This window comes from Paenibacillus pinihumi DSM 23905 = JCM 16419 (assembly GCF_000422505.1).
In the GTDB taxonomy this organism is placed as follows: Bacteria; Bacillota; Bacilli; order Paenibacillales; family Paenibacillaceae; genus Paenibacillus_D; species Paenibacillus_D pinihumi.
The window spans coordinates 114,589-138,356 of record NZ_KE383865.1 but is presented as its reverse complement, the minus strand read 5'-3'; the positions used below and the strand labels follow the sequence as shown (position 1 = coordinate 138,356).

Below are 23,768 nucleotides of genomic sequence, written 5' to 3'. Positions count from 1 at the left end.
TTTTAAGCTTCCCCTTTCAGATCTATGTCTTCATTTATTAGTCATCCGTTATAGCAAAGATACGTATTAAGCGTTTTTGCCGAATACAACCCCGCCGTCGATGTACAGCGGCGAACCCATCATAAACTTCGACTCGTCCGAAGCAAGGAACAGCGCAGCCTGGGCCACATCCTCCGGCAGACCTAGATCACCGCTCAACTGGCGGGTTTTAATCGCAGCAATCGCTGCTTCCGGGTCATCGTAGGAGCTTTTCAGGTATTGTTCAACAAATGGCGTATAAATCGTACCCGGCAGCAGTGCATTCACCCGAATGCCGTAGGAGGCATAATCGACCTGCATCGATTTGGTCAGAGCCAGCACCGCACCTTTGGATGCTGCATAGGAAGCACGGCGGGCAAGCCCGATTTCTGCTATACAAGAGGACATATTGATAATAGAGCCGGATTTGCGTTCCATCATATGCGGAAGTACATATTTGCTGGGAATGAACACACCTTTGATATTAATGCCCATGACGCGGTCCCATTGCTCCGGCTCCAGCTCATGAAGCGCGCCTACGCCGCTGACGCCGGCATTGTTGAACAACACATCGATTTGACCGTATTTCGCCAGCGCCTGCTCGACCATAGACTTTACACTTTCAGGGTTCGTCACATCCGCTTGAATAAAAGCGGCTTCACCGCCATTATCGCGAATTTCCTGTACCGTCTCTTCACCCTTCACCTGATCCAGGTCGTTTACAATAACCGATGCGCCCTGCGAAGCAAATAGCAGTGCTGTGCTTTTACCGATACCGGAAGCTGCTCCGGTAATGAGGGTTACTTTACCTTGTAGTCTCATCTTCTCTAGCTCCTTAGCGTCCATATATTATTATTTGGGAATGGCTACAGTCTGTGGCTGTGCACACTGTGAAAGCTGCTGCGCCAGTGCGCAGATTTCCCTGCTGGCCTGCTCCTGCTTGATCTCCCAGTGATGCTGGGGCATGGAGCAGCTTACTGCAGCGATGACTTCCCCGCTTGTGCCCATGATCGGTGCGGCCACACAGCTAAAGCCGATGACAGCCTCCTGCAAATCATAGGCCTTGCAGGAAGCACGAATCTCACGAAGCTCATGCAGCAGGCCTTCCCTCGTTGAAATTGAATGGGTCGTAGCCTGAGACAGTGACTCTTGCGGATACAATCTATGAATCTCGCTTTCGTCGAAGAAGGCGAGCATGACCTTGCCAAGCGCGGTGGAATGGGCTGGCAATCGCATTCCCGGGTCAGAGGCCAGCCGCACAGGTGAAGGCGCTTCCTCCTTCGCCAGATACAGAACATCGCTGCCTTCCAGCTTGGCAAGCTGGATCGTCTCTCCGATGACCAGCTTTGTTCTGGAGGCTTCCTGTCTAAATAGCGAGATCAGGTCATACTGCCGGAAATACCCGCTCCCAAGCAGACCAAAAAAAGAGCTGAGGGCATATGTATCCCCCTTGTCCTTGCTGATCCAGCGGAGTTCTTCCATTGTATGAAGCAGGGAAAACATCGAGCTTTTGTTAATGTCGAGCCGCCTGGACAAATCAATCAGCTTGAGCTGATGCGGATTCTCGGCAATAAGCTCCAGAATTCGCGTCGCCTTATCCAGTGCGGGAACCCAATATTTCTTCTCCATTGCTCCTCCATTATGTTTACATTAGTTGTATCGATTACATTGGTTTACTATAATAAACTAGGTTTTGAAAATGTTATCTAGTGTCATCTTATCACCGCTTGAGCATGGGGTCAATCGGGAAAAAGGGGAGTTTGATTTGTCAATTATGTGAATAAATTTTTATAATCTTTAAGCGTAAGGATAAAATTAATTTTATATGTAATTATTGGTAAATATATGATAATATTATTGATTATATTGGAAATTAATTTGAGATTTCAGAATGGAGGAGGAAAAACATTGAGGAAAGAACTGGAGATAAATTTTCCGCAAATTCAAAGCTATCCTATATTTGCAAATGCAACATCAGTCATAAAGGGGGATTCAGCAAAGTTATGGGTATCGACCTCATTCTTACAGCTAAAAGCAAGGAACATTATCATTGATGGTGCTATAGATAAAAATTTGGAATACTACTGGTTTGATTTTATGATGAATCAAACCTATCAGACATGTCCATTTCTAAATTATTGTCCAGTATACAAAGATATCTTAGATTCATGGCCAAATAAAAAAATAGATTATATCGTGTCATTTATTAATAAAGGTTATTTTATAAGTTTAGTTATCGACTACTATTATCTTCAGGGTACTTCTATATATTTGAAAAAGCATGATACTCATGAGATTCTCATTTATGGTTATGACCTTAATAAGAAAACATTTTTAATTGCTGCTTTTTTACAATATGGGAAGCTTAATTTTGGGGAGATGACATTTGATGATTTTGAGGATGCCACCAGAGATGAAGATTTTTTACTTAACTATTGGTCAGGCGACAAGATAGAATTATTTAGCCCTCGTACTGATTTAATATATGAACCGGACTTAATTGCAATTAGAAATACTTTAATAGAATATTTAGAAGCAAAAAATGTACCAAACACTACTTTCAGACCTCATACTGTAAACGATAATAATTCATGGGTTTTCGGCTTAAATGCTTACCAAGTATTAGAAGACACTTTAGTGTATGTCACTAAGCATCTTCATTCCCACTTTTTCTGGAAACCTTTTTTCGTTATACAAGAGCATAAAGAAAATATCGTCCAATTAATTCATTATTTGACTCAAAAAGAGGTTCTTACTGGTAGTTTTGAATTGGAAATTGCAATGAAAAACTCAAAAAATGCTAAAGTTATTTTAAATCTTTATTTAAAATATTTGGAGAATAAAGATCTTTTAATCATCAATAAAATAGTAGAGAGATTACATGACATGATTCAAACAGAAAAAAACATATTACTGGATATTATAAATAAAATCAATATTCACACCCAAAATACAAAAATTAATATTTAATAGGTTTGATAGATTTTACATAGAAAATTAATATTAAGGTATAAAAATCTAGAATGCTGTTAAAACCGCCCCAAAGTAATGCGAGTGGTTCTAACAGCATTTTAATTAACCTGCTGATTTATCTATTTACTACCCAATCATCTTCACCAGGCTGCCAAACTCCAGCTCCTCAAACTTCGTCTCCACTGTACTGCGGTTCAGCTTCCACAGGCATTGCTCCCAATTCAATTCCAGCGGAACGTCGCAGCGGATTGTAGCCAAGTCGCGGGACAGATGAAGCATGTCCAGATCAGCTTCAATCTTGGCCCGAATGCTTTTGGACAGCTGCGGCAGGTTGTCCAGAATGTTCTCAATTGTGCCGTACTCCTGTACCAGCTTGAGTGCTGTCTTCTCGCCAATCCCCTTTACACCAGGGTAATTGTCACTCGTATCACCCATTAGCCCCTTCACATCAATAATCTGCGCCGGTGTAAGATTTCGCTCCTCCAGCAAAAAGGATGGCGTATATACGGCATAATTGCCATACCCCTTCTTCATGATAATTACCGTTACATGCTCATCAACCAGTTGCAGCATATCATGATCACCAGTCAGCACGAGTACATCCGCCTGGCTGCTGTGCAGTCTGGCAAGCGTACCGATGCAGTCATCCGCTTCATATCCGACGAGGCCGACATTCGGGATACTGAAGCTATCGACAACCTCTTTCACAAGGTCAAACTGCGGCTTCAAATCGTCCGGCGCATCCGGACGATTTCCTTTATAATCTGAAAATTGCTCCGTCCGGAAGGTCGTGCTCCCCATATCCCAACAGCATATAATATGCGTAGGGCCAAACCGCTTCACCGCATCCATAAAATAGCGGACAAAGCCGTGTACGCCATTTACCGGCACGCCTGTACTCGTTCGGCGGATCGAACCTGTAAAGGAGGTTGCAAAATAAGCGCGGAACAGCAGAGCCATCCCGTCTACCAGCAGCAGTCTCTCGCGCCCTTCATTCGTTTCATTCATTGTTCATCCTCCAGTTTCCTCAGAAATCTCCCGATTCTACCCGCTGCTTCCAGCAGCCGGTCTTCATCCTCAACCAATGCAATCCGTACATAGCCCTTGCCTTCCTCTCCAAAAGCCTCTCCAGGAACGACGACAACTCCGGCTTCCTTCACCATTTCCCGGGAAATCTGACGGCAGCTCCAACCTTTCGACAAGGCAATAGACGGGAGCGGCGCCCAGATAAACATCGTCGCACGTGGAGAAGGCACACCCCAGCCTGCTTCAGCCAGAGCACGGACGAATACATCACGCCGCTTCTCATATACTGGACCAACGGGTTCAAGCTCCTGGCGCATATCCGCTTCAAGAGCCGCTACTGCTGCCTGCTGCACAGCCTCAAATACGCCATAGTCCAAATTTGCCTTCAAGTCGCGAAGCGCTGCAATTGCCTCGCGATTGCCTGCAAGGAAGCCGATACGGCATCCGGCCATATTGAAGCTCTTGGACATGGAGTGAAATTCCACGGCAATATCCAACGCTCCAGGCACTTGCAGAATGCTTGGAGGCCGGAAGCTGTCATAAGCCATTTCCGAATACGCCAGATCATGCACAACGAGCACTCGATGGCGCTTCGCCAATGCTACAAGTTTCTCCAGAAAAGGAAGCTCTGCTACAGAAGCAACCGGGTTGCTTGGGAAATTCAGCAGAATGAACCGTGCCCGTTTCCACTCCTCATCAGAAATAGCATCGAGATCCGGGAGAAACCCGTTCTCCGCCCGCAGCGGAATATAGATTGGCTCCACCCCTGCCACGGCAAGGCCCGCTGCATAGATCGGATAGCCGGGATCAGGTACGAGTGCCCCGTCTCCAGGGTCCGTAACTGCCAGCGCCAGATGGGCCAGTCCATCCTGGGAGCCCATCAGAGCGACGATTTCCTGTTCCGCACATAGCTTGACGCCAAAACGCCAGTCCATCCACTCTGCTGCCTTTCCACGGAATGCAGAGCTTCCCCGGGAAGCCGGATAACCATAACGGTCGGCCCGCAGCACCTCGGCTCCAAGCGCTTCCCGAATGACTTCCGCAGGCGGCCGGTCAGGGCTGCCAATGCCTAAATCAATGACATCCTTCCCTTCCCGAAGCGCCTCAGCCTTCCATTCTGCAATTTCGGCAAATATCGCCGAGCCGAGCGCATCCAACCGTCTGGAGCGCCATGTAGTTTCTGTCTTCACGCTAGTTTCCTCCATCACCGAATTCCTTGGCTCAAGCCCATCTCATGGATATTCCACATCATGAACATTAGGAATAGCGCCAGCCCGCCATAAGCCAATCCGAATTTCCAGCGCGTTGTTGCTGGAACCTCATAATAACGGTCATTTTCATATTTATCATAGTCGACACGGACAAGAATCTGGAACTTCTCCCCGCCGTCCTCTTTTTGAACCATTCTGCTCTTTTCCAGTCTGACCTGGCGGACAGTGGCTGGTACAGGCAACTCCAGCTCGCCGCGGAAGTTAATGACATCCCATTCAAACTGCACCATATGCTCCCCGGTCAGCTTGCAGTAGCTGGTAAACGGCAAATCCCGCTTATGCTCCTGCCCTGACAAGTACCAGTCCGGAAGCTGCAAATGCCTGACATCCACCTCATAAACCCCGCCGACATAAAGCGGCTTGCTCTTCTTCGAAGATTTGATATAGGTTTGATACATAGTCCAGGCAAAGTACAGCCAAATCAAAATCAGCAAAAAGCTCTGCCAGTATACGATAAGCACCGCACCGCCAATAAGCCCGACAACCCATAGCCAGCGGCTTACTGCCGTTGCAATCCGTCCGCCGTCCAGCGGATGAATCGGCAACAGATTAAACAGATTGATCAGGAACCCGACATTCGCCAGTACAAACAGGAGTGGGTTGTCAAATAAATATCCGGCTGCATAGACCGCTAAAGCACCGATTGTGCCAATGAGCGGACCACCGTAAGCGATATAGGCTTCTGTTACCGCATCCTTGGGGTGACGCTTCATCGTAATTAGTGCCCCAACGAATGGAATAAATAACGGCGCACTGACAGGCAGGCCTTTGCGCTTGGCTGCGAGCACATGCCCCAGCTCATGTACAAGAATGAGCATTACGAATCCGATCGCAAACCAGATCGGGCTAATTAAGGCATAGGCTCCAATTGTAATTCCCATGCTGATAAGCGGTCCGGCAAATTTGCCGAGCAGCAGCAGCACGGTCTTTCCTTTCGTTGCAAGAAACAGCAGCGCAGCGCCGATAAACCACCACGGGTTGCGGCTCTTGCCTTCCCTCTGTTTGCTCTGTGCCATTTATTCCCCCCAGACCTGCTCCAGCTCCGCTTCCTTAAAGCCAACGGTAACCTTGCTTCCATCCGTAATGACAGGGCGCTTGATCAGCCTGCCATTGGAAGCCAGCAGCTCAATCTTGTCTTCCTCGCTCATTGCCGGCAATTTATCCTTTAACTTCATTTCTTTGTACACATCGCCGGATACGTTAAAAAACTTCTTGCTCTCCAGACCGCTGCGCTCTATCCAGAAGCGTACCGTATCTGCAGAAGGCGCCTGCTCAAATAAATCATGCAGCTCCAGCTCATGACCTTTCTCCTGCAGCCATTTAATCGCCTTGCGGCACGTTCCGCATTTGGCATAGTGATAGACTTGTAATTTAGGCATCATTAATGACTCCTATTCCATTTAATTTGATAAGGACAGGAGCAATTGCTCCAATCGGAGCAGATCCTGCGGCAGCGGCGCTATGAAGGAAATCCGCCGTCCTGTCCCCGGATGGGTGAAGGCCAGACGATGCGCATGAAGTGCCTGTCTGCCCGCAGCAGCCTCAGCTTCAAGCATCCAGGATGCCGAAATCGCATCTGGCCGTCCATACATCTGATCACTGATCAGATTGCAGCCCAAATGCTGCATATGCACGCGAATCTGATGCGTCCGCCCGGTTTCCAGACGGAGGCCCACAAGCGCTGCCGCACCATTTCCATAGCTGCGTATCGTCTCATAGTGGGTAATCGAAGGATAGCCATCCGGAGTTACAATGCGAAAATGCGGCTGTTCCGGGTCGCGGTCAATAGGTTCATTAACCGTCCCGCTGGCAGGAGAGGGCACATTATACACAAAAGCACAGTATTCCTTATCCATCTCGTCACGCTGCATTTGCTCGGACAGCTGCTGATGAATATACGGATTTTTGGCAATGGCCACAACTCCCGATGTATCCTGATCCAGCCGGTGAATCGGCCTGAACCTGACCTGCTCCCCGCGCTGCTGCCAATGATATACGACACCGTTGGCAAGTGTATTCGTATAGTGGCCATGTGTCGGATGCACGATGATGCCCGCAGGCTTGCTGACAACGAGGAGATCGTCATCCTCATAGAGAATGTCCAGCTCCATCTGCTGGGGCAGGATGTCATCCGACTGCTCCTTCTCCATGCGGAGAGCCAGCTGGTCGCCTGACTTTACCTTCTCAGAGGTGTACACCCGGCTGCCATTAAGCGTAATGCCCTGTTCGGTCAGCTTCAGACGCGAGAGCAGCTTGCGGGATACACCCAGCCTTCGCTCCAGCACGGTACGTACCTGCATGCCCTCTTCATGCGGCAGAACCTCCACAATTAACGGATCATAATATTGCATGTCAGTCATCACAGCTGCTCATCCGCCTTCAATCCGGGAATATAGGATACATCTTCTATCCCCAGCTTCGAATTGGCTGCACGAGCCGCTGCAAAATAGAAATCAGACAGCCGGTTCAGGTACGTCACAGCCTCAGTATTCACAGTATGATGGCCCGCAAGCGTAACCACCACACGCTCGGCTCTGCGGCATACTGTCCGGCATACGTGCAGTACCGCTGCTGCAGCGCTTCCTCCCGGCAGGACAAATTGCCTGATTTCCGGTGCTTGCTGCTGGTATTCATCAATCCACCGCTCCAGACGGACGGCATACTCTTCTGTCAATTTATATTCAGGCTGGTGCTCATCGTCATAGGACAAGTCGGAACCGCAGTCGAACAGTTCATTCATAATCAGCTTTAGACGCGACGCCAATCCCGCAAGCTCCGGGAGCGGTTCGATTACCGCCAGCGCCTGTCCCGTAAATGCATTCAGCTCATCGATAGTGCCGTAGGCTTCAACACGCAGATGATCCTTCGGCACCCTGCTGCCGATCAGCGCCGTCTGCCCTTTGTCCCCGGTACGGGTATATAGTCTCATTGCCAATCGCCCCTCTCTTTTGCCGATGATCGGAATAACCGTTTCCGGCTTTAGTTTCTTTGAATCTAGCGGCAATACTACTAGGCTTACTATACCATATCCCTATTCTTTTGAAAAAGTGAAGGCCCTCCTGCTTATCCATTCATACCGCCAAAAGAACCTTCCCCCAAACTGCTATGCCTAAGGGTTTCATCTTGTCAGCAGCAGCTCAAACAAAAAAACCGTAAGCGGCACTATTGCTAGTATCCGTCTTACGGGCAGCTATTCTTATTATCGGCCATCAAAACTGAAAACAGCCCATGTCAGGTCGTGGCATAAATCCGCCTGGCCCTCATATATTCATTGATTTTCATATCCAGCTTCCGGCTGATCTCAATGATGATCTCTGAGTTGAACGTCGCTTCCTGCAAATAGGTTTGCTCCATTACCTTGCGCAGCTGATAAATCTCATCCTCCAGCCTTCGAATAGTAGGGGATAATTGGTTCGAAGACCTGACGGCGTGCTGAGCCTCCGGCAAGGAAAAACCCTGATCCGCATAAGCCATCTCTATCCCTCCTTATCCCCAGCCCTTCATACTGTTCAGGTTGCCCGGAACCGGCGGCGATTGCTAGAAGCTGCACTATAGCTCCGCTTGCAGTGAATGATGAACGGAGTATAAGCCCAAGTGGCTTATACTCCGCCTTATTCAACCGGAATGATCAAGCTGTTGACAATGGCGCTTCATCTACCGTGCAAAAACCGTCCATGATGTCTGCTGGCTGCTCTGGCTGAAGCTGTTGAAAGCTCCACAAACAGTAAGCATAAACGGCTAATGCCGTTTTTGACAGAGTCAGATGCATTTCGCGAAGAAATATAAGAATCTTTAAGCGGAAAGCTAATAAATTCTTATATTTAAATTGGATTTTGTTAAATTATATCAAATTTTCTTAAATAGAACAAATAGGATTATTTAACTTTTCAATGAATGGACAAACTTGCCGATTCGTTCAATCGCTTCCGTCAAATGGGCAACAGAGGTTGCATATGAGCAACGGAGGAAGCCCTCGCCGCCTTTGCCAAATACATTGCCCGGAACAGCAGCCACCTTGTATTCCTTGAGCAGCCGTTCAGCAAACACTTCAGATGAAAGTCCTGTCGACTCAATGGAAGGAAATGCGTAGAGAGCGCCCTGCGGCTCATGACATTCCAGACCGGCTTCCCGGAATCCGCGAACGACAAGTCTTCTGCGCTGGTTGTAAGAATCGACCATCTTTCTCATCTCATCCATACCATTCTTCAACGCTTCCAAAGCGGCAACCTGACCCATAATAGGTGCGCACATTACTGTATACTGGTGAACTTTGAGCATCGCCGAAATCAATTCCGGATGTCCGCACACATAACCCATCCGCCAGCCCGTCATGGCAAATGCTTTGGAGAAGCCGCTGACCAGGATGGTCCGGTCCTTCATGCCCGGTATCGAGGCAAAACTGACATGATTGCTTCCATAGGTCAACTCAGCGTAAATTTCATCGGAAATCACGATCAAATCATGCTCTTCAACAACCTTGGCAATCGGCAGCCAATCTTCATAAGTCATAATTCCGCCCGTCGGGTTGCTCGGATAACAGAGCACCAGCAGCTTTGAACGCGGAGTAATGCTGGCCTTAAGCGCTTCAGCCGTCAGCTTGAAATCATCCTTGGCAAAAGTTTCGATTCCTACCGGCACGCCCCCGCTTAGCGAAGTGATCGGCGAGTAAGAAATATAGCAGGGCTCCGGGACCAGAATTTCATCACCGGGATTAATCAGCACACGAAGAGCCAGATCAATCGCCTCGCTGCCCCCTACGGTGACAATCACTTCCTTAGCGGGATCATAGTTGACATTGAAGCGGCTGGACATATACTCCACAATCGCCTCTCGAAGCTCCGGCATTCCGGCATTGGATGTGTATTGTGTCTTGCCTCTCTCCAGCGAATAAACGCAAGCCTCACGAACATGCCAAGGCGTCACAAAATCCGGCTCGCCCACACCAAGTGTAATGATATCGCCATCCTTGCTCTCGCTAACCATATCGAAAAATCTGCGGATTCCTGAAGGCTTGATTTCCCTAGCCATAGGAGACAGGTAATCAGCCATGGAGGATCGCTGCCCGGACACCGGGGTTTTTAGCTCTTCATCTTTTATCATGATCTTCACCACCTCTGTTTACGGCGAAATAGGCAGACGGTGATCATCTTCATGCTCATCAAAGATGATGCCGTCCTGCTTGTATTTTTTCAATATAAAAAAGGTTTTGGTCGAAAGAACCGAGTCAATCGGAGACAGCTTGTTGGAGACGAAGGAGGCCACATCACGCAATGTCGAGCCTTCCACCTCAACGAGCAAATCATAATCTCCGGACATCAAATAGACCGACTTCACCTGCGGGTATAAATAAATCCGTTCGGCAATGCCCTCGAAGCCGCGTCCGCGCTCAGGCGTAATCTGCACTTCAATCAACGCCGTTACTTTCTCTTCGCTTACCTTGCTCCAGTTTACTACGGCCGCATATTTTACAATGACATGGTCCTTTTCCATCTCATCAATCGCTTTGATGATATCAGCCTGACTGACATTCAGCATCGTCGCAATCAAGTCCGGCCCGCGCCGTGCGTCTTCCTTCAGCAAATTCAAAATTTCGTTCTTCAGCTCTACCATGCCCAGCCCTCCCAGCAACCGTCTAAATACATAATCTTAATATTACAACGAAACAGGGGTTCCTGCAATCAAAGGAAGGACCGGCAAATATAAAAAAAACCGCCGGGAACTGAACTGCACCTCCAATGTCCAACAATTGGGGTGCAGTTCAGAACCGGCGGCGGCTTTGGTGAGACTAGCTGTAGTAGGACGGGTTTTGCGGATGCTGCATATTGCCCTGGTGCACTTGATCAGGCGTTACCAGGTTGGCAAAGCCTGGAGGATGCTGCTGATGTCCGCCTGTGATGCTCTGTACCAGTTGCTGCGTCTTTTGCAAATTTTGCTTGTTCTGTTGAATCTGTTTGTCAATTTCCTGTTTCAAGCAAGGGGAAGCTGCGCTGTACATATTATTTTGCTTCATAATCCTGTACAGATCTCCCTGCAAGTGAAGAGTGGTATTCATTAAATTTGTAAACATCTGCCGTACATTGTCGCAGTTGGCTTCGGTTGCTCCGGTTGCATATTCGCGGGTGACACGCTTCAAGTCGGCGAGAATGGTATACGCCAAATCCTCATCGGGCAGCAGCGCTTGGTGATGATTTTGATACATTTTCGGCTTCCTCCTTATACGGTTATGAGTTGCTTGGCTGTGTTGGCGCTAACGATTGGTGCGCATTCAAAGCACTCAGCAGCGTATTGTAATTTTGCTCATGCACCTGCTGGAATTGCAGGCAAAGCTGGCGGATTCCCGGAGTTGTGGCAGTAGCTGCGGTTACTGCGCATTGCTTCATCAGCAAGTCCTCATTGGAGATGGAATCGACAATGTACTCCAATTCCTTGGCCGTTAGTGGCTGCATCATTTACATGTCCCTCCCGCTTCTTATGGCATAAATTTTCTTTTTTGTTAAACGACTTTTGTATTATGTCCCCGGCCAGTTTTGCTTATGCATAAAGTCTAAGGCACATGCACACTTTGGATTTGTTCATAAGGGATATAACTGCTTACCCCATCCTCTCCCGTCAGCTCCAGCATCTGCTCACCCGCTGTTGCGAGCACTCCCGTCTCACCGGGCAGCATACCGAGATTGAAGATGATCAGCTCTCCCTCCAGCTTCCTTAGCTGCATTTCAAATGTTCTCGCTAACGTCACCGGCGACGGACGCGGAGTGAATTGACCTGGAGAAAGATTATACGGAGCTGCTGTAGCCGGGCAGGGAGAAATATACTTCAAATGCTGGAGCGATACCGCAACTGTATGATACACAGGTGAGCAGAAGATAAAGTAATCATTCATAACGCTTGATACATAGCCATAGATTGGCCGTCCGGAGGAAAAATAAACTTCTGAGAAAAGCCCTCTGGCGTAAGTTAATATTTTCCTGAGGGAGGTCACCTTCTCATGAATGGCACCCTCATCCCCGGCTGCTGCCTCTGTATTTGTCATGCCTGCTCTGTCCTTGTGGCCCGCAGGAGCCAAGCGTTCAATATGACGAAACGGAATATAGGTATAGCGGGAGCCACTGTACAGAATGAATACATCCTGTCCCCACCCGGCCACACTCCCTGTAAGAGCGGCAGGCAGCCCGCCCAGCCTGAGCTCAACCTTGCAGCCCTTTAATGTAACAAACGGATTCATTCATGCCTCTCCTTCCTGAAAACACATGTCAGCAGCAGACATAGATGACGCTGATTCAGACTTTAGTTTCTTTTTTATAAACTTCATGATTAGCTTCTGTATTTATATGTATCTCCCAACTATCCCGTACAAGATAAATGAGGATTTTTTATAGACTTCTATATCTTAAAAAAGGCCAATTACCTTGCGCAGCTTCGCCTTTTTCCTCACCCGGTCTAGCAAACTGCTACAGATGACCAGAGCCAATCCTATTTCCCTTGCATAGCGTGTAATAGAACATGATAAGGAGATGATAGAATGACTCAAAAGAAAAGAAATGTCCGCGGCTTGAATCGCGGAGCCAAAAACACTCAACGTCGTGTGCTTAGCAACCGCAGCGGCAGATGCGAGCGTAACAAGCATAAGCATCGCAGTCATATCTGGGAGCATCGTACTCTTGGCTCCAATACACGCGGTAACCGGAACAGAAGCAATCCGGTAGAAGGAACAACCGGCTTCCGTACACCGGGCAACCGGACGCAAGGCAAACGCAGCCATGGACAAGGCAGCCATGGACACCGCAGCCATGGACAAGGCAGCCATGGACACCGCAGTCATGGGCACCGCAGCCACGGACAAGGCAGCCACGGACAAGGCAGCCATGGGCACCGCAGCCACGGACAAGGCAGCCATGGGCACCGCAGCCATGGACAAGGCAGCCACGGACAAGGCAGCCATGGGCACCGCACACGTGGACATCATACAATTGGCAACCGGACACGCGGCAATCAGTCCCGCGGACGGAACGGTTATTACCGGCTCCCGGCTAACTGGCCTCCGCACTGGTATAATCAGAACATCCAAGACGTGCGAGATATACAAGAAACTCAAGACGGCCAGGAATAACGAGTGACCATGGACGAATGTCCTGAATAAGGTAAAGTGTTAAAGCCTATCCACTGCGATAGGCTTCACTTTCGTTGTTCGGGAGGAAATGAGATGCCGATCGAGGCTTTGCCATTGCGAAGTATTCATATTGATTCAGAAGAGATCAAGCGGATGCAGGAGGAGGATGTGTGGAGCACCCGTTTCATACCGGTCATGCTGGAAATAGACGGCATTCTGCAGCCTGCCCGTATCCGTCACAGAGGCGGACATACGCGGCTGTATCCGAAAAAATCTTATGAGGTTGTGCTGGACAACGGCACGACCTTTCAATGGAATGCTGAGTATGATGATCCGTCCATGCTGCGAAATGCGCTATCCTTTCATTATTTCAACACAATCGGTGTGGAAGCGCCTAAAACCAGGCACTGCAAGGTCGAATGGAACGGCCAGCCGCTCGGCATGTATCTAGAGATTGAATCATTTGACCGGATATTCTTTGAGAGCCGCGGCCTGGATTGCCGCTCGATTCATTATGCAGTTCATGATAGCGCCAACTTCCGCTCAACGGACCCGATTACCCGCAAACGCAAAAAGTCCTGGTATGAGGGGTATGAGCTGAAGCTGGGAAAAAAAGCGGACCGCAGCCGCCTGATAGCTTTTATAAGAAAGCTGCATCAAACCAAGGGACGGGAAATGAGAAGCCATCTGCTGGAGCGGCTGGATACGCCGCAGTATTTAAAATGGCTGGCAGGAGCCGTCCTAACGGGTAATTATGACGGGTTTGATCAAAATTATGCTTTGTATGAAATGAAAGAAGAAGGCAAATACCGGATTGCTCCGTGGGATTATGAGGGGACATGGGGAAGAAATTGCTACGGCAAGCCGTGCGGAGCTGATCTTGTCCGTATCCAGGGATATAATACGCTGACCCGAAAGGTGCTATCCATCCCGGCCTGCCGCGAGGATTACCGCAACCTCCTGACAGAGCTGACGGAAACTTCCTTCACCGAAAGAGAGCTTGGCCCGCTCGTGCAGGCCATGCATCAGTCGATTGCTTCGGATATCCGGGGGGATATTACACGAAAATTTACGTACACCTCTTTCGAGGACGAATACAGCTTCATTATGAATTATATTCGCGACCGCAGACATGTCATCCAGACGGAATTAAAGCAATGGAGACGCTCCGAACGTCAAAAGATCCCCATGCTTAAGTAACGCTCGCCTGTATCAGGGGCCATGCAAAGCACGGTCTTTCCTGTTCCAAGACGCCGGGCAACTTGCATGGCGGCCCATACTGCAGCTCCTGAGGAAGGACCGAGCAGCAGCCCCTCGGTACGTGCCAACGCCCGCATCGTCACGATTGCATCATCATCGGCAACCTGTATGATTTCATCATATACAGAAATATTGAGTATAGCCGGAATGAAACCCGGACTCGTCCCCACCAGCTTATGGGGTCCGGGCTGTCCGCCCGAAAGCACCGGAGAGCCCTTCGGCTCAACAACGGCAATATGGAGGGACGGGAGATGCGCCTTCAGCGTCTCCCCTGTTCCGGTCATGGTGCCGCCAGTACCGGCTGTAGCCACAAAGGCGTCAAGCCTGCCTCCGGTTTGCTGCAGAATTTCCTGGGCGGTCGTTACCCGGTGTATGTCCGGGTTGGCTTCATTTTCGAACTGGTTCGGAATAAAGCTGCCTGGTATACCGGCTTGAAGCTCAAGCGCCTTGCGAATCGCGCCCGGCATCCGCTCGGACGCCGGCGACAACTCCACATCTGCGCCATAGGCTTGCAGCAGCCGAATCCGCTCCACACTCATATTGTCCGGCATGACCAGAATGAGCTTATAGCCTTTGGCAGCCGCATTCATAGCCAGCCCGATACCCGTATTGCCGCTGGTCGGTTCTATAATGGTAGCGCCAGGCGCAATCTTCCCTTCACGCTCTGCCCGGTCAATCAAGGCAAAAGCAGCCCGGTCCTTGACACTTCCGCTCGGATTGAACCGCTCCAGCTTGACCAGCACCTCGGCCCCTTCAAGCCCTGGCAGCCGGTTCAGCCGGATGGCGGGTGTTTCCCCTATTAAATCTGTTATGTGCTGCACGACTCGCGGCATATTAACTCACCCTTTGTAATTTATCCTTCATAAGCCACCAGCCGATCAGCGGTGCGGCTCCAACCCCAAGCAGCAGCCAAACCATCGCCTGGGGCGAGGTGGTCCAAGACATAACCAGCAGGTATATCGCGAGACTCAGCATTCTGCCAAGCACAAGCCCAAGCTCGCGTAAAATGACATATTCTTCCCGCTGAAGCGCACTTTCTTCCGACTGGCCGATCATATCGAATACTGAGGAGGTCATGGGGATGGAATAGAGAGGAATAAATAAAGCTGTTCCGATCCCGAACCAGAGCAAGGTTGTATAATTCAATTTCCACAGCAGCGGAATGATAACGATCACCATCATAATAACGCCAACCAGCATTGCCTGCTTGCGCCATTCCCGTTTCATCCAGCGTCCAATCAGCCAGAAGGCAATAAGGCCGACCAATGAGGTCCATAATGTAAAGTCGCCCAGTTTGCGTTCATTCGTCGTTGCAATATATACCATAAGACCGACCAAGAACATAAAGACTCCTTCACGAAGCCCCTGCGCCATCAAGGCAAAAAATACATTCCGCCAGGGCAGCCTGCGGTCCTTGATGTTGCGCCAGGCGTGAGACCAATCGTAGGCGCCTGTCGTTTTACGTTTTTTTAGAAAGAAGCTGATAACCGCCGCCATGGCGAATACAATCAGCGACACCGTAAAGATAATCTGATATCCGCGGTTCCCTGCAAAGGCCGTAATCAGCACACCGGAAATCCAGGGAGCAATGATCCCAGATCCGGATACGAGCAAGCCTGCCCAGCCATTGAAGCGGTCACGGTTATCCGGCTCCGTAATCTCAAAATAAACAACATTGTAAGCAAGCCAAAAAAAACCCGATGCCAGCCCGTTAATAATGCCAAGCGGGATGACATAGGCCTTGGCTGCCTGACCAAGCAGTAACACCGCCAAATAAAAGATACCCGACAGAACGACACCTGTGCGAAGGCTGTTCATTTTGTTGCCTTCCTTGACCCACTTGCCTGCAAGCCAGCACGTTACGCCGGATATGAAATGTTGAAACAGGGTAAACCAGCCGATTACCATAAAGGACTGGCTCGCCTTCCACAGATAGACCGGCACGAAAGTTCCGGACAATGCGTTGGCAACCGCAAACAGCGCCTGGACAGCAAGCAGCAGCGCTGCCTGCTTGTCCAATGATCCGTGCTTCCTTTTCAGGCTTCTTTCGCCGTCAAAGGTATCTGCTAACTTCCCGGCATCCTTATTGAAAGGCGCCTGCCAAACCGATTTGGTACGTTCCACACTATTTCCCTCCTGCCCTCTGGAAAAACTCTTCCATAAGGTTCCCAAAAGAGAAAGGGGAAATGCTGTACATTGATTACCAGCCGCTTTTTATTCGGCGGCTTCACTCAGCCTTTGGGCAAAGAAATGCTGATCGGCATAAGACAGCCGGCTCTTGGTTTCAAAACAGGAAGGGCATACGTACCATACCATTTCGAACGGGTTATTCAGCAACGGCTTGGCTGAATCTTTGGTCTCGCGAGACTCGAAGCCTGTACTGCTGCCAACTTTTTGCCGCCCGGTTTCAATCATATACTCCCGGCAGCTTGGACATTCCGGCATCTCTTCCTGCTCGGAAAGCAGTTGCTGAACATGGTCTTCCAGCGCCAAAATGGCCTGATGGGGCGAACGGCGCTGATCCGGCTCTTCCTCCTCTTCCTCTTCATCCAGATAGGAGTTCTCCTGCCTGCCCAAGTTCTCTTCCAGCTCACCCTCTTCATCATCCAGGTTCAAGCTGATCGTACGATATCCTTCAAGCTCATTGTCACAATGAGGGCAATGCTTTTCCGGTCCCAGTTCCTCATCCCAGACAATCTCCGTCTGGCACCAGGGACATACAGTTGATTCAGTCACAAGTTACAGCCCCTCTCATAATAAGTACAATACGCCCAGTACAACAAAAAGCACAGCGAGCGCAAATAACGTTCCCCATAAATATTTCATTGCCTGCATACCTCCAGTACGGAAAAAGCATTCATCATCTGCAGATATAGCTAATGGTTAATTCTTAAACAATGGTTGCTCCGATAAGATAAGACAAGGAAACCGAAATAATCATTGCAATGAGTCCCACAGCACGATTGTCATTTTTGATTTCCTCGTCAATTTTAAATACGGGAGTCAGAAACTCAAACAAAAAGTAAGCAGCCAGCAGAATGGCAAAGCCGAATAACGCCCAAATCATGCTCTGATATACGGTATCATTAGCCTCGATTGAGAATCGGAACACATTGCAGATGCCGAAAATTTTCCCGCCTGTCGCCATGGCAACCGCTACATTGCCATTTTTGATTTCATTCCAGCAATTGTAGCGGGTCACCAGCTCAAAACAAAACAGGCAAAAGATCAAGGCCAAAACAGCAACCGATACAAACGCAAGTGTAGCAGTATAAGGGTTGTCAAGCAGCCAGTCCACCTCACGTTGCATGTTTTCCCTCCTTATTCGAGCTCAGCTACCGTTACACCGGCTCCGCCCTCATTGTAATTGCCCAAGCGGTGGCTTTTAACATGTCTGTGCTTGCGTAAAAAATCAGTGACTCCGGTCCGGAGCACACCCGTTCCTTTACCATGGATGATATAAACCTGACCCATATTGGACAGGAAAGCCTCATCGAGAAAACGGTCAATCTCCATAATAGCCTCTTCAACATTTGCACCACGCAAATCAAGCTCAGCACGAACCTGATCATCGCGGGTCCGCTTCAGACTCGCCGCCTGTTTCGGTTGCTGCTGCTTGGCAGGGGCCTGCTTAATCAGCTCCAGATCGTTCAGGCTAACTTTCATTTTCATAATACCGAGCTGCACAAAAGCATCGCCGCCGGTAATTTCTACGACATGCCCTTTCTGATTCAGGCTATAAACCATAACTTCGTCGCCTGCTTCGATCTTCTGCGGGGCTTTAGTCTGGGCAGGCTTACTGTTGCCCTGCTTTTTGAGCTGAGGCTCGGCTTGGTCCAGCTTGCGCCGTGCTTCGATCAGTTTATGCTCCTTGACCGATGCCCCTTCCTCTTGAGCCAGCTTGCGCAAATCGGCAATAATTTGCTCGGCTTCGCGCTTCGCTTTGGCGACAGCTTCTTTCGCTTCCTCCTGGGCTTTGACGAGCATCCGGTCCCTCTGCTGATCGAAGCGTTCGCGCTGTTCCTCGAACTTCCTGCGCTGCTCTTCCAGCTCACGGCGCAATGCTTCAGCCGTATTCCGCTCGGCTTCAGCTCCCAGACGGTCTTCCTCAAGTGAAGCGATCATATTTTCTACCCGCATGTCTTCCTCGCTGACCTCACCGCGGGCATGGTCAATAATTTTTCGTGACAGTCCGAGGCGTTCAGCAATCGCGAACGCATTGCTTCGCCCGGGAACACCGACCAAGAGCCGGTATGTCGGACTGAGCGTCTGGACATCGAACTCCATGCTGGCATTAATAACGCCTTTGCGGTTATAAGCATAAGCCTTAAGCTCACTGTAGTGCGTAGTCGCTACAAGACGGCAGCCCGTTTGATGCATATGCTCAAGAATGGCAATCGCAAGCGCAGAACCTTCCGCAGGATCCGTACCCGCTCCAAGCTCATCAAGCAGCACAAGGCTTTTTGGCGTCATTGAACTTAGAATGCGGATAATATTGGTCAGGTGGCTGGAGAACGTACTGAGGCTCTGCTCAATGCTCTGCTCATCCCCGATATCCGCATAGATCGCATCAAAGACGCATAATTGCGTTCCGTCCTCTGCCGGAACGAATAATCCCGACATTGCCATCAGGCTCAGCAGGCCGATTGTCTTAAGAGAGACCGTTTTCCCCCCGGTATTCGGTCCGGTCACAATAATGCCCGTGAAGGAATTGCCCAGCTCTACATCAAGCGGGACAACGGCAGCCGGATCAAGCAGCGGATGTCTGCCACGCTTGATTTTCAGGAATCCTCTGTCGTTCATCCGCGGGATTGTCGCTTTCATGCCATGCGCGTAGCGCGCTTTGGCAAAGGCAAAGTCCAGCTTGCCGAGCAGATCCAGATCAATCAGCAAATCCGGCCCGTAATCCGCCACTGCAGCCGTCAGCTTTTGCAAAATCTTCTCAATCTCCCGTGTTTCGGCAACCTTAAGCTCACGCAGCTTGTTATTCATCGCCACCATCGCTTCCGGTTCAATGAACAGCGTCGCGCCGGAACCGGACTGATCATGGACAATACCGCCAAAGTGGGAACGGTACTCGGATTTAACCGGAATAACATAACGGTCATTGCGCAGCGTAATCAGAGAATCCTGCAGCATCTTCTGCACGGAGGAAGAACGGATCATCTGCTCCAGCTTCTCTCGGATGCGGGATTCCCCGTTTTTCAGCTCGCGGCGGATCGCTGCCAGCTCGGTACTGGCGCTATCCATGACCTCTGCCTGCTCGTCGATACAGGCATCAATTTGCTTCTCCAGATCTTTGGCTTCACTAAGCTGATCAGCCAGTGAGTACAGCAAAGGAATCGGGTCATCCTCATGCAGGGTTTCAATGTGGCGCTTGACCCTTCTGGAGCCGCGGGCAGTCATCGATACCGCCAACAACTCGGCAGGACTCAGCGTCCCGCCTATTCTTGCCCGCTGCAAAGCAGGCGCAATATCGGTAATACCGCCGAACGGTGCGCTTCCTTTCAGCCGGTCGGCTTTATACGCTTCATCTGTAGCCTGTAGTGAGGTTTTGACTTCTTCAAGATCAGGGCTTGGCTGGAGCGCTTCCACAACAGCCTTCCCGAGAGCAGTAGCCGCATGGGCGCTCAGCCTATTTATAATTTTGGAATATTCAAGGGTAGTCAGTATTTTTTCGTTCAAAACGAGCACAACTCCTCTCAGCTTTTATTATAACGGATGAATGATGCCAGCGCCATGACAACAGGCAATCACATCCACGAATGATTCCCTGTTGTGAGGGAATAGTATTAACCAAGCACATCAACCAATGTAGGAGGTCATCAGAACTATGAATTTTCTTGGACATGTCGTTCGATTTATCGTATCAGCTCTTGTGCTGATGGTTGTTGGCTTTATTGTTCCCGGTTTTAGTGTCGGCGGCTTTTGGAGCGCTTTTTTCCTAGCTCTTGTTATCGCTGCTCTGGGCTGGGTAGTTGAAGGCATTTTCGGCAAGAAGGTTACTCCCTTCGGCCGCGGGATCGTCGGCTTCATTGCCAGTGCGCTTGTGATCTGGGTTGCGCAGTTTATTGTAGGCGGTGTTGCTGTATCGTTGCTGGGCGCTGTGCTTGCTGCTCTGGTTATCGGGATTATTGACCTGTTCATTCCGGTCAGCACACCTTACGAAGCGGGACGCAGACGTACCTAAAATCAGACTTAAAAAGTGCAGCAAAAAGAGCCTTTGTCCTTTGCGATAAAGGCTCTTTACACATAATTCTCTGAATATGCCGCATGTAATAATACTTAATGTTCATGATTTGTTCAAATTAACTTCAACAGTTTGTCACTGCAAGACCCGAAAAAAAGAAGTACAATCAAATAAGGTAGAAAAATTTTACTATTTGCACAGGAGGATTACGATCCATGAATAAAAAGTTTCTGTTCTTCACAACGGTTATTGCCATGCTGCTCATACTCGCTGCCTGCGGCAGCAAAACGCAGGAGCCGGCCAATACTTCTGCAGGAGCGGGCGCCGGAGACACAGCAGGCCAATCCGTTGTAATCTCTGCCAAAAACTATGCATTTGATCAAAAGGAATATCGCATTAAAAAGGGCGAACCTGTTACAATCAGCCTGAAAAACAATTCCGGTACTCATGGCATTGAAATTTCCAATCTGAACCTTCAGGTCACGCAAAACAAACCGCAAACCGTAACCATTAATGATGCAGGCACCTATGAAATTCACTGTAACATTCCTTGCGGATCAGGCCATGGCAATATGAAAGCAACGCTTGTCGTTGAATAACATATCTATTTGATGCTGTCCTGCGGCTAAGTGAACTAGCCGCAGGTTTTTTATGTTTATGCGAATAGATGCTTTCCTGCCGTTATAACATGGATCTACCCTTAATATACCATAACCTGACTTTTTATCAGGGGAACATTTAATTATAAAAATTATTCTTCATAGTTTTATTCTGCGTAAGCATTCAAAAACATCTTGGTAAATATATCAGAAGTGAATGTAGTTTTATTCCTGGTCACCATTCCCAATGTTTGTATTGGCAGTGGCTTTAGCGTGTCCAGCTTCGCTAATTTCCCCAGTTCTATTTCGTCTTGAATAAATGACTCTGGTACAAAAGCAGCCCCATATCCTCTTTTTGCAAACTCTATCAACATATCCAAACTATTAAGTTCAAAATCAGCTTTTATGCTATAGCCCTGGGAAGCAAACCACCCTTCCAGGACACTTCTTGTAGTGCTGCCGGATGACAATAAAAGAAGAGGGATTTGAGCCAATCTGTCCGTTGTTATTGGTTGTTTTGATAATTCAAAAAAATTACGCCCTACAACAAAACAGTTGTGAACCTCTTTAAGCGGTGTGATGGCCAGCTCCGGCTCTTTAACCGGAAGATAGACAAACCCTGCATCCAAAGTTCCTTCTTTAATAAAGTCAATGATAGCTTTCGTCTTATCTTGCAATAACCGAATTCGGATATCAGGATATTGGTTATGAAACTCATCTAAAATAGGCAGTACAACATCTTTAATTATGGCTCCATTAGCCCCTATGCGCACATCCCCCAGCTTATATTGCTTCAGCAGATGGATCTGACTTTCAGCTACGAAGAGTTGCTGAAATGCCTTTTCAACGTATTCAGCCAACATTTTGCCTTCTTGAGTCAACCGAACGCCTTTTGATAATCTTTCAAATAATGCAATACCGAGGCTCTCCTCTAATTGTTTAATAATATAACTAACGGACGGCTGGGTCATATGCAGCTTTTCAGCTGACCGTGATAAATTTTCTATTTTCGATACAACCAAAAATACCCGATACCATTCAGCATTAATATGCATTTCTGATATAAATCCTCTCTATAACAAGTTTAAAAAAATTCAATTTCATTTATAACAATTATACCGCTACACTAAAAGTAAGAGCAATATTATTTTAGGGGGTATATAAATGCCAGGTAATTTTTTTGGAGAAAGATTTAAAATTTCAACCTTTGGAGAATCTCATGGTGAAGCTGTAGGTGTAATCATTGACGGAGTGACACCTGGTGTAGAGATAGAGGAAAAATATATCCAAGATCAGATGGATCGCAGGAAACCCGGGCAATCATCGGTAACTTCGCCCCGAAAAGAATACGATAAAATCAATATTATTTCTGGAATGTTTAACGGTAAAACTACAGGCACTCCTCTATGCATTATTTTATTTAATACAGATATGAGACCTGAAGCCTATGACGATATAGAAAAATCTTTTCGCCCTGGCCATGCAGACTTTACTTACCTTAAGAAATATGGCATTCGGGATCACAGGGGGAGCGGCAGAGCTTCAGGCAGAGAAACGGCTGCCAGAGTCGCAGCAGGAGCAGTTGCACGGAAACTGCTTGAACAAAGAGGTGTTTCTATCCTCGCTTATACAACAGAAATTGGTGGCATTAAATGCGATACATTCGATGAGAAAGTGATTGAAAATAATCCTGTAAGAGCTTGTGATCCGGAAGCCGCAACAAAAATGGTGGAAAAAATTGAAGCACTCGCAGAAATTGGAGACAGCTGTGGTGGAGTCGTTGAATGTATCATAAGAGGGGTTAATCCCGGACTTGGAGAGCCCGCATTTGATAAGCTTGATGCTGAATTAGCCAAAGCAATGTTATCCATTGGTGCTGTTAAAGGGATCGAATTCGGGGCCGGATTTGCGGCAGCTAAAATGTTAGGCAGTGAACACAATGATCAAATGAATCAAGACGGATTTATAACGAATCACTCCGGGGGCGTCATTGGGGGAATCAGTACAGGTGAAGATATTATATTTAGAATAGCAGTGAAGCCAACGTCCTCCATTTCGGTTCCACAACATACGACGACAATTCTTGGTGAAGAAACCGTAATTGTAACCAAAGGAAGACATGATCCTTGTATTTGCCCCAGAATTGTACCCGTAGTAGAAGCGATGGCTTGTTTAGTTTTAGAAGACCATTATAAACGGCAAGCTGCTTTGATTGATTAAGCAGGATCAGAATCCTCCATCTATTGCTATCATTTAATTCGCATTCAAACGAAACTAAACAGCCAGTCGCCGATTGATTTTCGACGACTGGCTGCTTTAAT

The 23,768-nt window shown here is 48.5% G+C and carries 26 protein-coding genes; 6 read left to right on the top strand and 20 right to left on the bottom strand.

Annotation, left to right across the window (positions count from 1 at the left end; translation table 11 throughout):
* Window positions 1–66: 66 nt before the first annotated feature.
* Entirely contained in the window at window positions 67–840 is a 774-nt protein-coding gene (locus H583_RS0120625; RefSeq protein ID WP_028562136.1) for an SDR family NAD(P)-dependent oxidoreductase, read from the bottom strand.
* A gap of 30 nt (window positions 841–870) precedes the next feature.
* Window positions 871–1,647, bottom strand: a complete 777-nt coding sequence (locus H583_RS0120620) for an IclR family transcriptional regulator (RefSeq protein ID WP_028562135.1) — start codon at window positions 1,645–1,647, stop codon at window positions 871–873.
* Window positions 1,648–1,926: 279 nt separating this feature from the next.
* Between H583_RS0120620 and H583_RS0120615 the strand changes: the two genes are divergently transcribed.
* Entirely contained in the window at window positions 1,927–2,988 is a 1,062-nt protein-coding gene (locus H583_RS0120615; RefSeq protein ID WP_028562134.1) for a hypothetical protein, read from the top strand.
* 129 nt (window positions 2,989–3,117) lie between these two features.
* On the opposite strand, the gene H583_RS0120610 is transcribed toward H583_RS0120615, so the two are convergent.
* The 12 genes from H583_RS0120610 to H583_RS0120555 all read right to left on the bottom strand — a co-directional run bounded on the left by H583_RS0120610 (window position 3,118) and on the right by H583_RS0120555 (window position 12,513).
* Window positions 3,118–3,999 (bottom strand): 5'-3' exonuclease, encoded by an 882-nt coding sequence (locus H583_RS0120610; protein WP_028562133.1) that lies wholly within the window; start codon window positions 3,997–3,999, stop codon window positions 3,118–3,120.
* A complete protein-coding gene (locus tag H583_RS0120605; protein ID WP_028562132.1) occupies window positions 3,996–5,222 on the bottom strand; it encodes an aminotransferase class I/II-fold pyridoxal phosphate-dependent enzyme in 1,227 nt (408 codons plus the stop codon). The genes H583_RS0120610 and H583_RS0120605 overlap by 4 nt, the downstream gene beginning before the upstream one ends.
* Window positions 5,222–6,304: a site-2 protease family protein gene (locus tag H583_RS0120600; RefSeq protein WP_028562131.1), complete on the bottom strand. Its 1,083-nt coding sequence runs from the start codon at window positions 6,302–6,304 to the stop codon at window positions 5,222–5,224. The genes H583_RS0120605 and H583_RS0120600 overlap by 1 nt, the downstream gene beginning before the upstream one ends.
* Window positions 6,305–6,667, bottom strand: coding sequence for an arsenate reductase family protein (locus tag H583_RS0120595; RefSeq protein ID WP_028562130.1), 363 nt, complete (start codon window positions 6,665–6,667; stop codon window positions 6,305–6,307).
* Between the two features lie 21 nt (window positions 6,668–6,688).
* Window positions 6,689–7,648: an RluA family pseudouridine synthase gene (locus H583_RS0120590; RefSeq protein ID WP_028562129.1), complete on the bottom strand. Its 960-nt coding sequence runs from the start codon at window positions 7,646–7,648 to the stop codon at window positions 6,689–6,691.
* Entirely contained in the window at window positions 7,648–8,217 is a 570-nt protein-coding gene (locus H583_RS0120585) for a cob(I)yrinic acid a,c-diamide adenosyltransferase (protein WP_028562128.1), read from the bottom strand. Before H583_RS0120585 ends, H583_RS0120590 begins: the two co-directional genes overlap by 1 nt.
* A 302-nt stretch (window positions 8,218–8,519) precedes the next feature.
* Window positions 8,520–8,762, bottom strand: a complete 243-nt coding sequence (locus tag H583_RS0120580) for an aspartyl-phosphate phosphatase Spo0E family protein (RefSeq protein WP_051236762.1) — start codon at window positions 8,760–8,762, stop codon at window positions 8,520–8,522.
* Window positions 8,763–9,167: 405 nt separating this feature from the next.
* Window positions 9,168–10,388: an aminotransferase class I/II-fold pyridoxal phosphate-dependent enzyme gene (locus tag H583_RS0120575; protein ID WP_028562126.1), complete on the bottom strand. Its 1,221-nt coding sequence runs from the start codon at window positions 10,386–10,388 to the stop codon at window positions 9,168–9,170.
* Between the two features lie 18 nt (window positions 10,389–10,406).
* Complete coding sequence (locus H583_RS0120570) at window positions 10,407–10,898, bottom strand: Lrp/AsnC family transcriptional regulator (RefSeq protein ID WP_028562125.1); 492 nt, start codon at window positions 10,896–10,898, stop codon at window positions 10,407–10,409.
* Window positions 10,899–11,073: 175 nt separating this feature from the next.
* Window positions 11,074–11,487: a spore coat protein gene (locus H583_RS33675; protein ID WP_081667414.1), complete on the bottom strand. Its 414-nt coding sequence runs from the start codon at window positions 11,485–11,487 to the stop codon at window positions 11,074–11,076.
* Window positions 11,488–11,509: 22 nt separating this feature from the next.
* The gene (locus H583_RS0120560; RefSeq protein WP_028562124.1) at window positions 11,510–11,737 is read right to left on the bottom strand and encodes a hypothetical protein; all 228 of its coding nucleotides are present in this window, start codon (window positions 11,735–11,737) and stop codon (window positions 11,510–11,512) included.
* A gap of 95 nt (window positions 11,738–11,832) precedes the next feature.
* Window positions 11,833–12,513 (bottom strand): hypothetical protein, encoded by a 681-nt coding sequence (locus tag H583_RS0120555; RefSeq protein WP_028562123.1) that lies wholly within the window; start codon window positions 12,511–12,513, stop codon window positions 11,833–11,835.
* Window positions 12,514–12,810: 297 nt separating this feature from the next.
* On the opposite strand from H583_RS0120555, the gene H583_RS37635 reads away from it, so the two are divergent.
* Both H583_RS37635 and H583_RS0120540 read left to right on the top strand, forming a co-directional pair.
* Window positions 12,811–13,398, top strand: a complete 588-nt coding sequence (locus tag H583_RS37635; protein ID WP_154665942.1) for a hypothetical protein — start codon at window positions 12,811–12,813, stop codon at window positions 13,396–13,398.
* A gap of 93 nt (window positions 13,399–13,491) precedes the next feature.
* A complete protein-coding gene (locus H583_RS0120540; RefSeq protein ID WP_051236760.1) occupies window positions 13,492–14,598 on the top strand; it encodes a CotH kinase family protein in 1,107 nt (368 codons plus the stop codon).
* Here H583_RS0120540 and cysK read toward each other — a convergent pair.
* The 5 genes from cysK to H583_RS0120515 form a co-directional block, all read right to left on the bottom strand.
* Window positions 14,574–15,491, bottom strand: a complete 918-nt coding sequence (gene cysK / locus H583_RS0120535) for a cysteine synthase A (RefSeq protein ID WP_028562119.1) — start codon at window positions 15,489–15,491, stop codon at window positions 14,574–14,576. The genes H583_RS0120540 and cysK overlap by 25 nt on opposite strands.
* 1 nt (window position 15,492) lies before the next feature.
* The gene (locus H583_RS33665) at window positions 15,493–16,782 is read right to left on the bottom strand and encodes an MFS transporter (protein ID WP_051236758.1); all 1,290 of its coding nucleotides are present in this window, start codon (window positions 16,780–16,782) and stop codon (window positions 15,493–15,495) included.
* A gap of 90 nt (window positions 16,783–16,872) precedes the next feature.
* A complete protein-coding gene (locus H583_RS33660; protein WP_051236756.1) occupies window positions 16,873–17,394 on the bottom strand; it encodes a hypothetical protein in 522 nt (173 codons plus the stop codon).
* A 154-nt stretch (window positions 17,395–17,548) separates the two neighbouring features.
* Complete coding sequence (locus H583_RS0120520) at window positions 17,549–17,968, bottom strand: DUF350 domain-containing protein (RefSeq protein ID WP_028562118.1); 420 nt, start codon at window positions 17,966–17,968, stop codon at window positions 17,549–17,551.
* Between the two features lie 11 nt (window positions 17,969–17,979).
* Window positions 17,980–20,343: an endonuclease MutS2 gene (locus H583_RS0120515; protein WP_028562117.1), complete on the bottom strand. Its 2,364-nt coding sequence runs from the start codon at window positions 20,341–20,343 to the stop codon at window positions 17,980–17,982.
* Window positions 20,344–20,491: 148 nt separating this feature from the next.
* Here H583_RS0120515 and H583_RS0120510 point away from each other — a divergent pair, with 148 nt between their 5' ends.
* Both H583_RS0120510 and H583_RS0120505 read left to right on the top strand, forming a co-directional pair.
* Window positions 20,492–20,848, top strand: a complete 357-nt coding sequence (locus H583_RS0120510) for a phage holin family protein (protein ID WP_028562116.1) — start codon at window positions 20,492–20,494, stop codon at window positions 20,846–20,848.
* Between the two features lie 215 nt (window positions 20,849–21,063).
* Complete coding sequence (locus tag H583_RS0120505) at window positions 21,064–21,447, top strand: cupredoxin domain-containing protein (RefSeq protein ID WP_051236753.1); 384 nt, start codon at window positions 21,064–21,066, stop codon at window positions 21,445–21,447.
* Between the two features lie 167 nt (window positions 21,448–21,614).
* Here the strand turns inward: H583_RS0120505 and H583_RS0120500 are convergent, their stop codons facing one another.
* Window positions 21,615–22,502 carry a LysR family transcriptional regulator gene (locus H583_RS0120500; RefSeq protein ID WP_028562114.1) on the bottom strand — a complete coding sequence of 296 codons (888 nt, stop codon included), beginning with the start codon at window positions 22,500–22,502 and terminating at the stop codon, window positions 21,615–21,617.
* Between the two features lie 109 nt (window positions 22,503–22,611).
* Between H583_RS0120500 and aroC the strand changes: the two genes are divergently transcribed.
* Entirely contained in the window at window positions 22,612–23,667 is a 1,056-nt protein-coding gene (aroC, locus tag H583_RS0120495) for a chorismate synthase (RefSeq protein ID WP_028562113.1), read from the top strand.
* Window positions 23,668–23,768 lie beyond the last annotated feature (101 nt).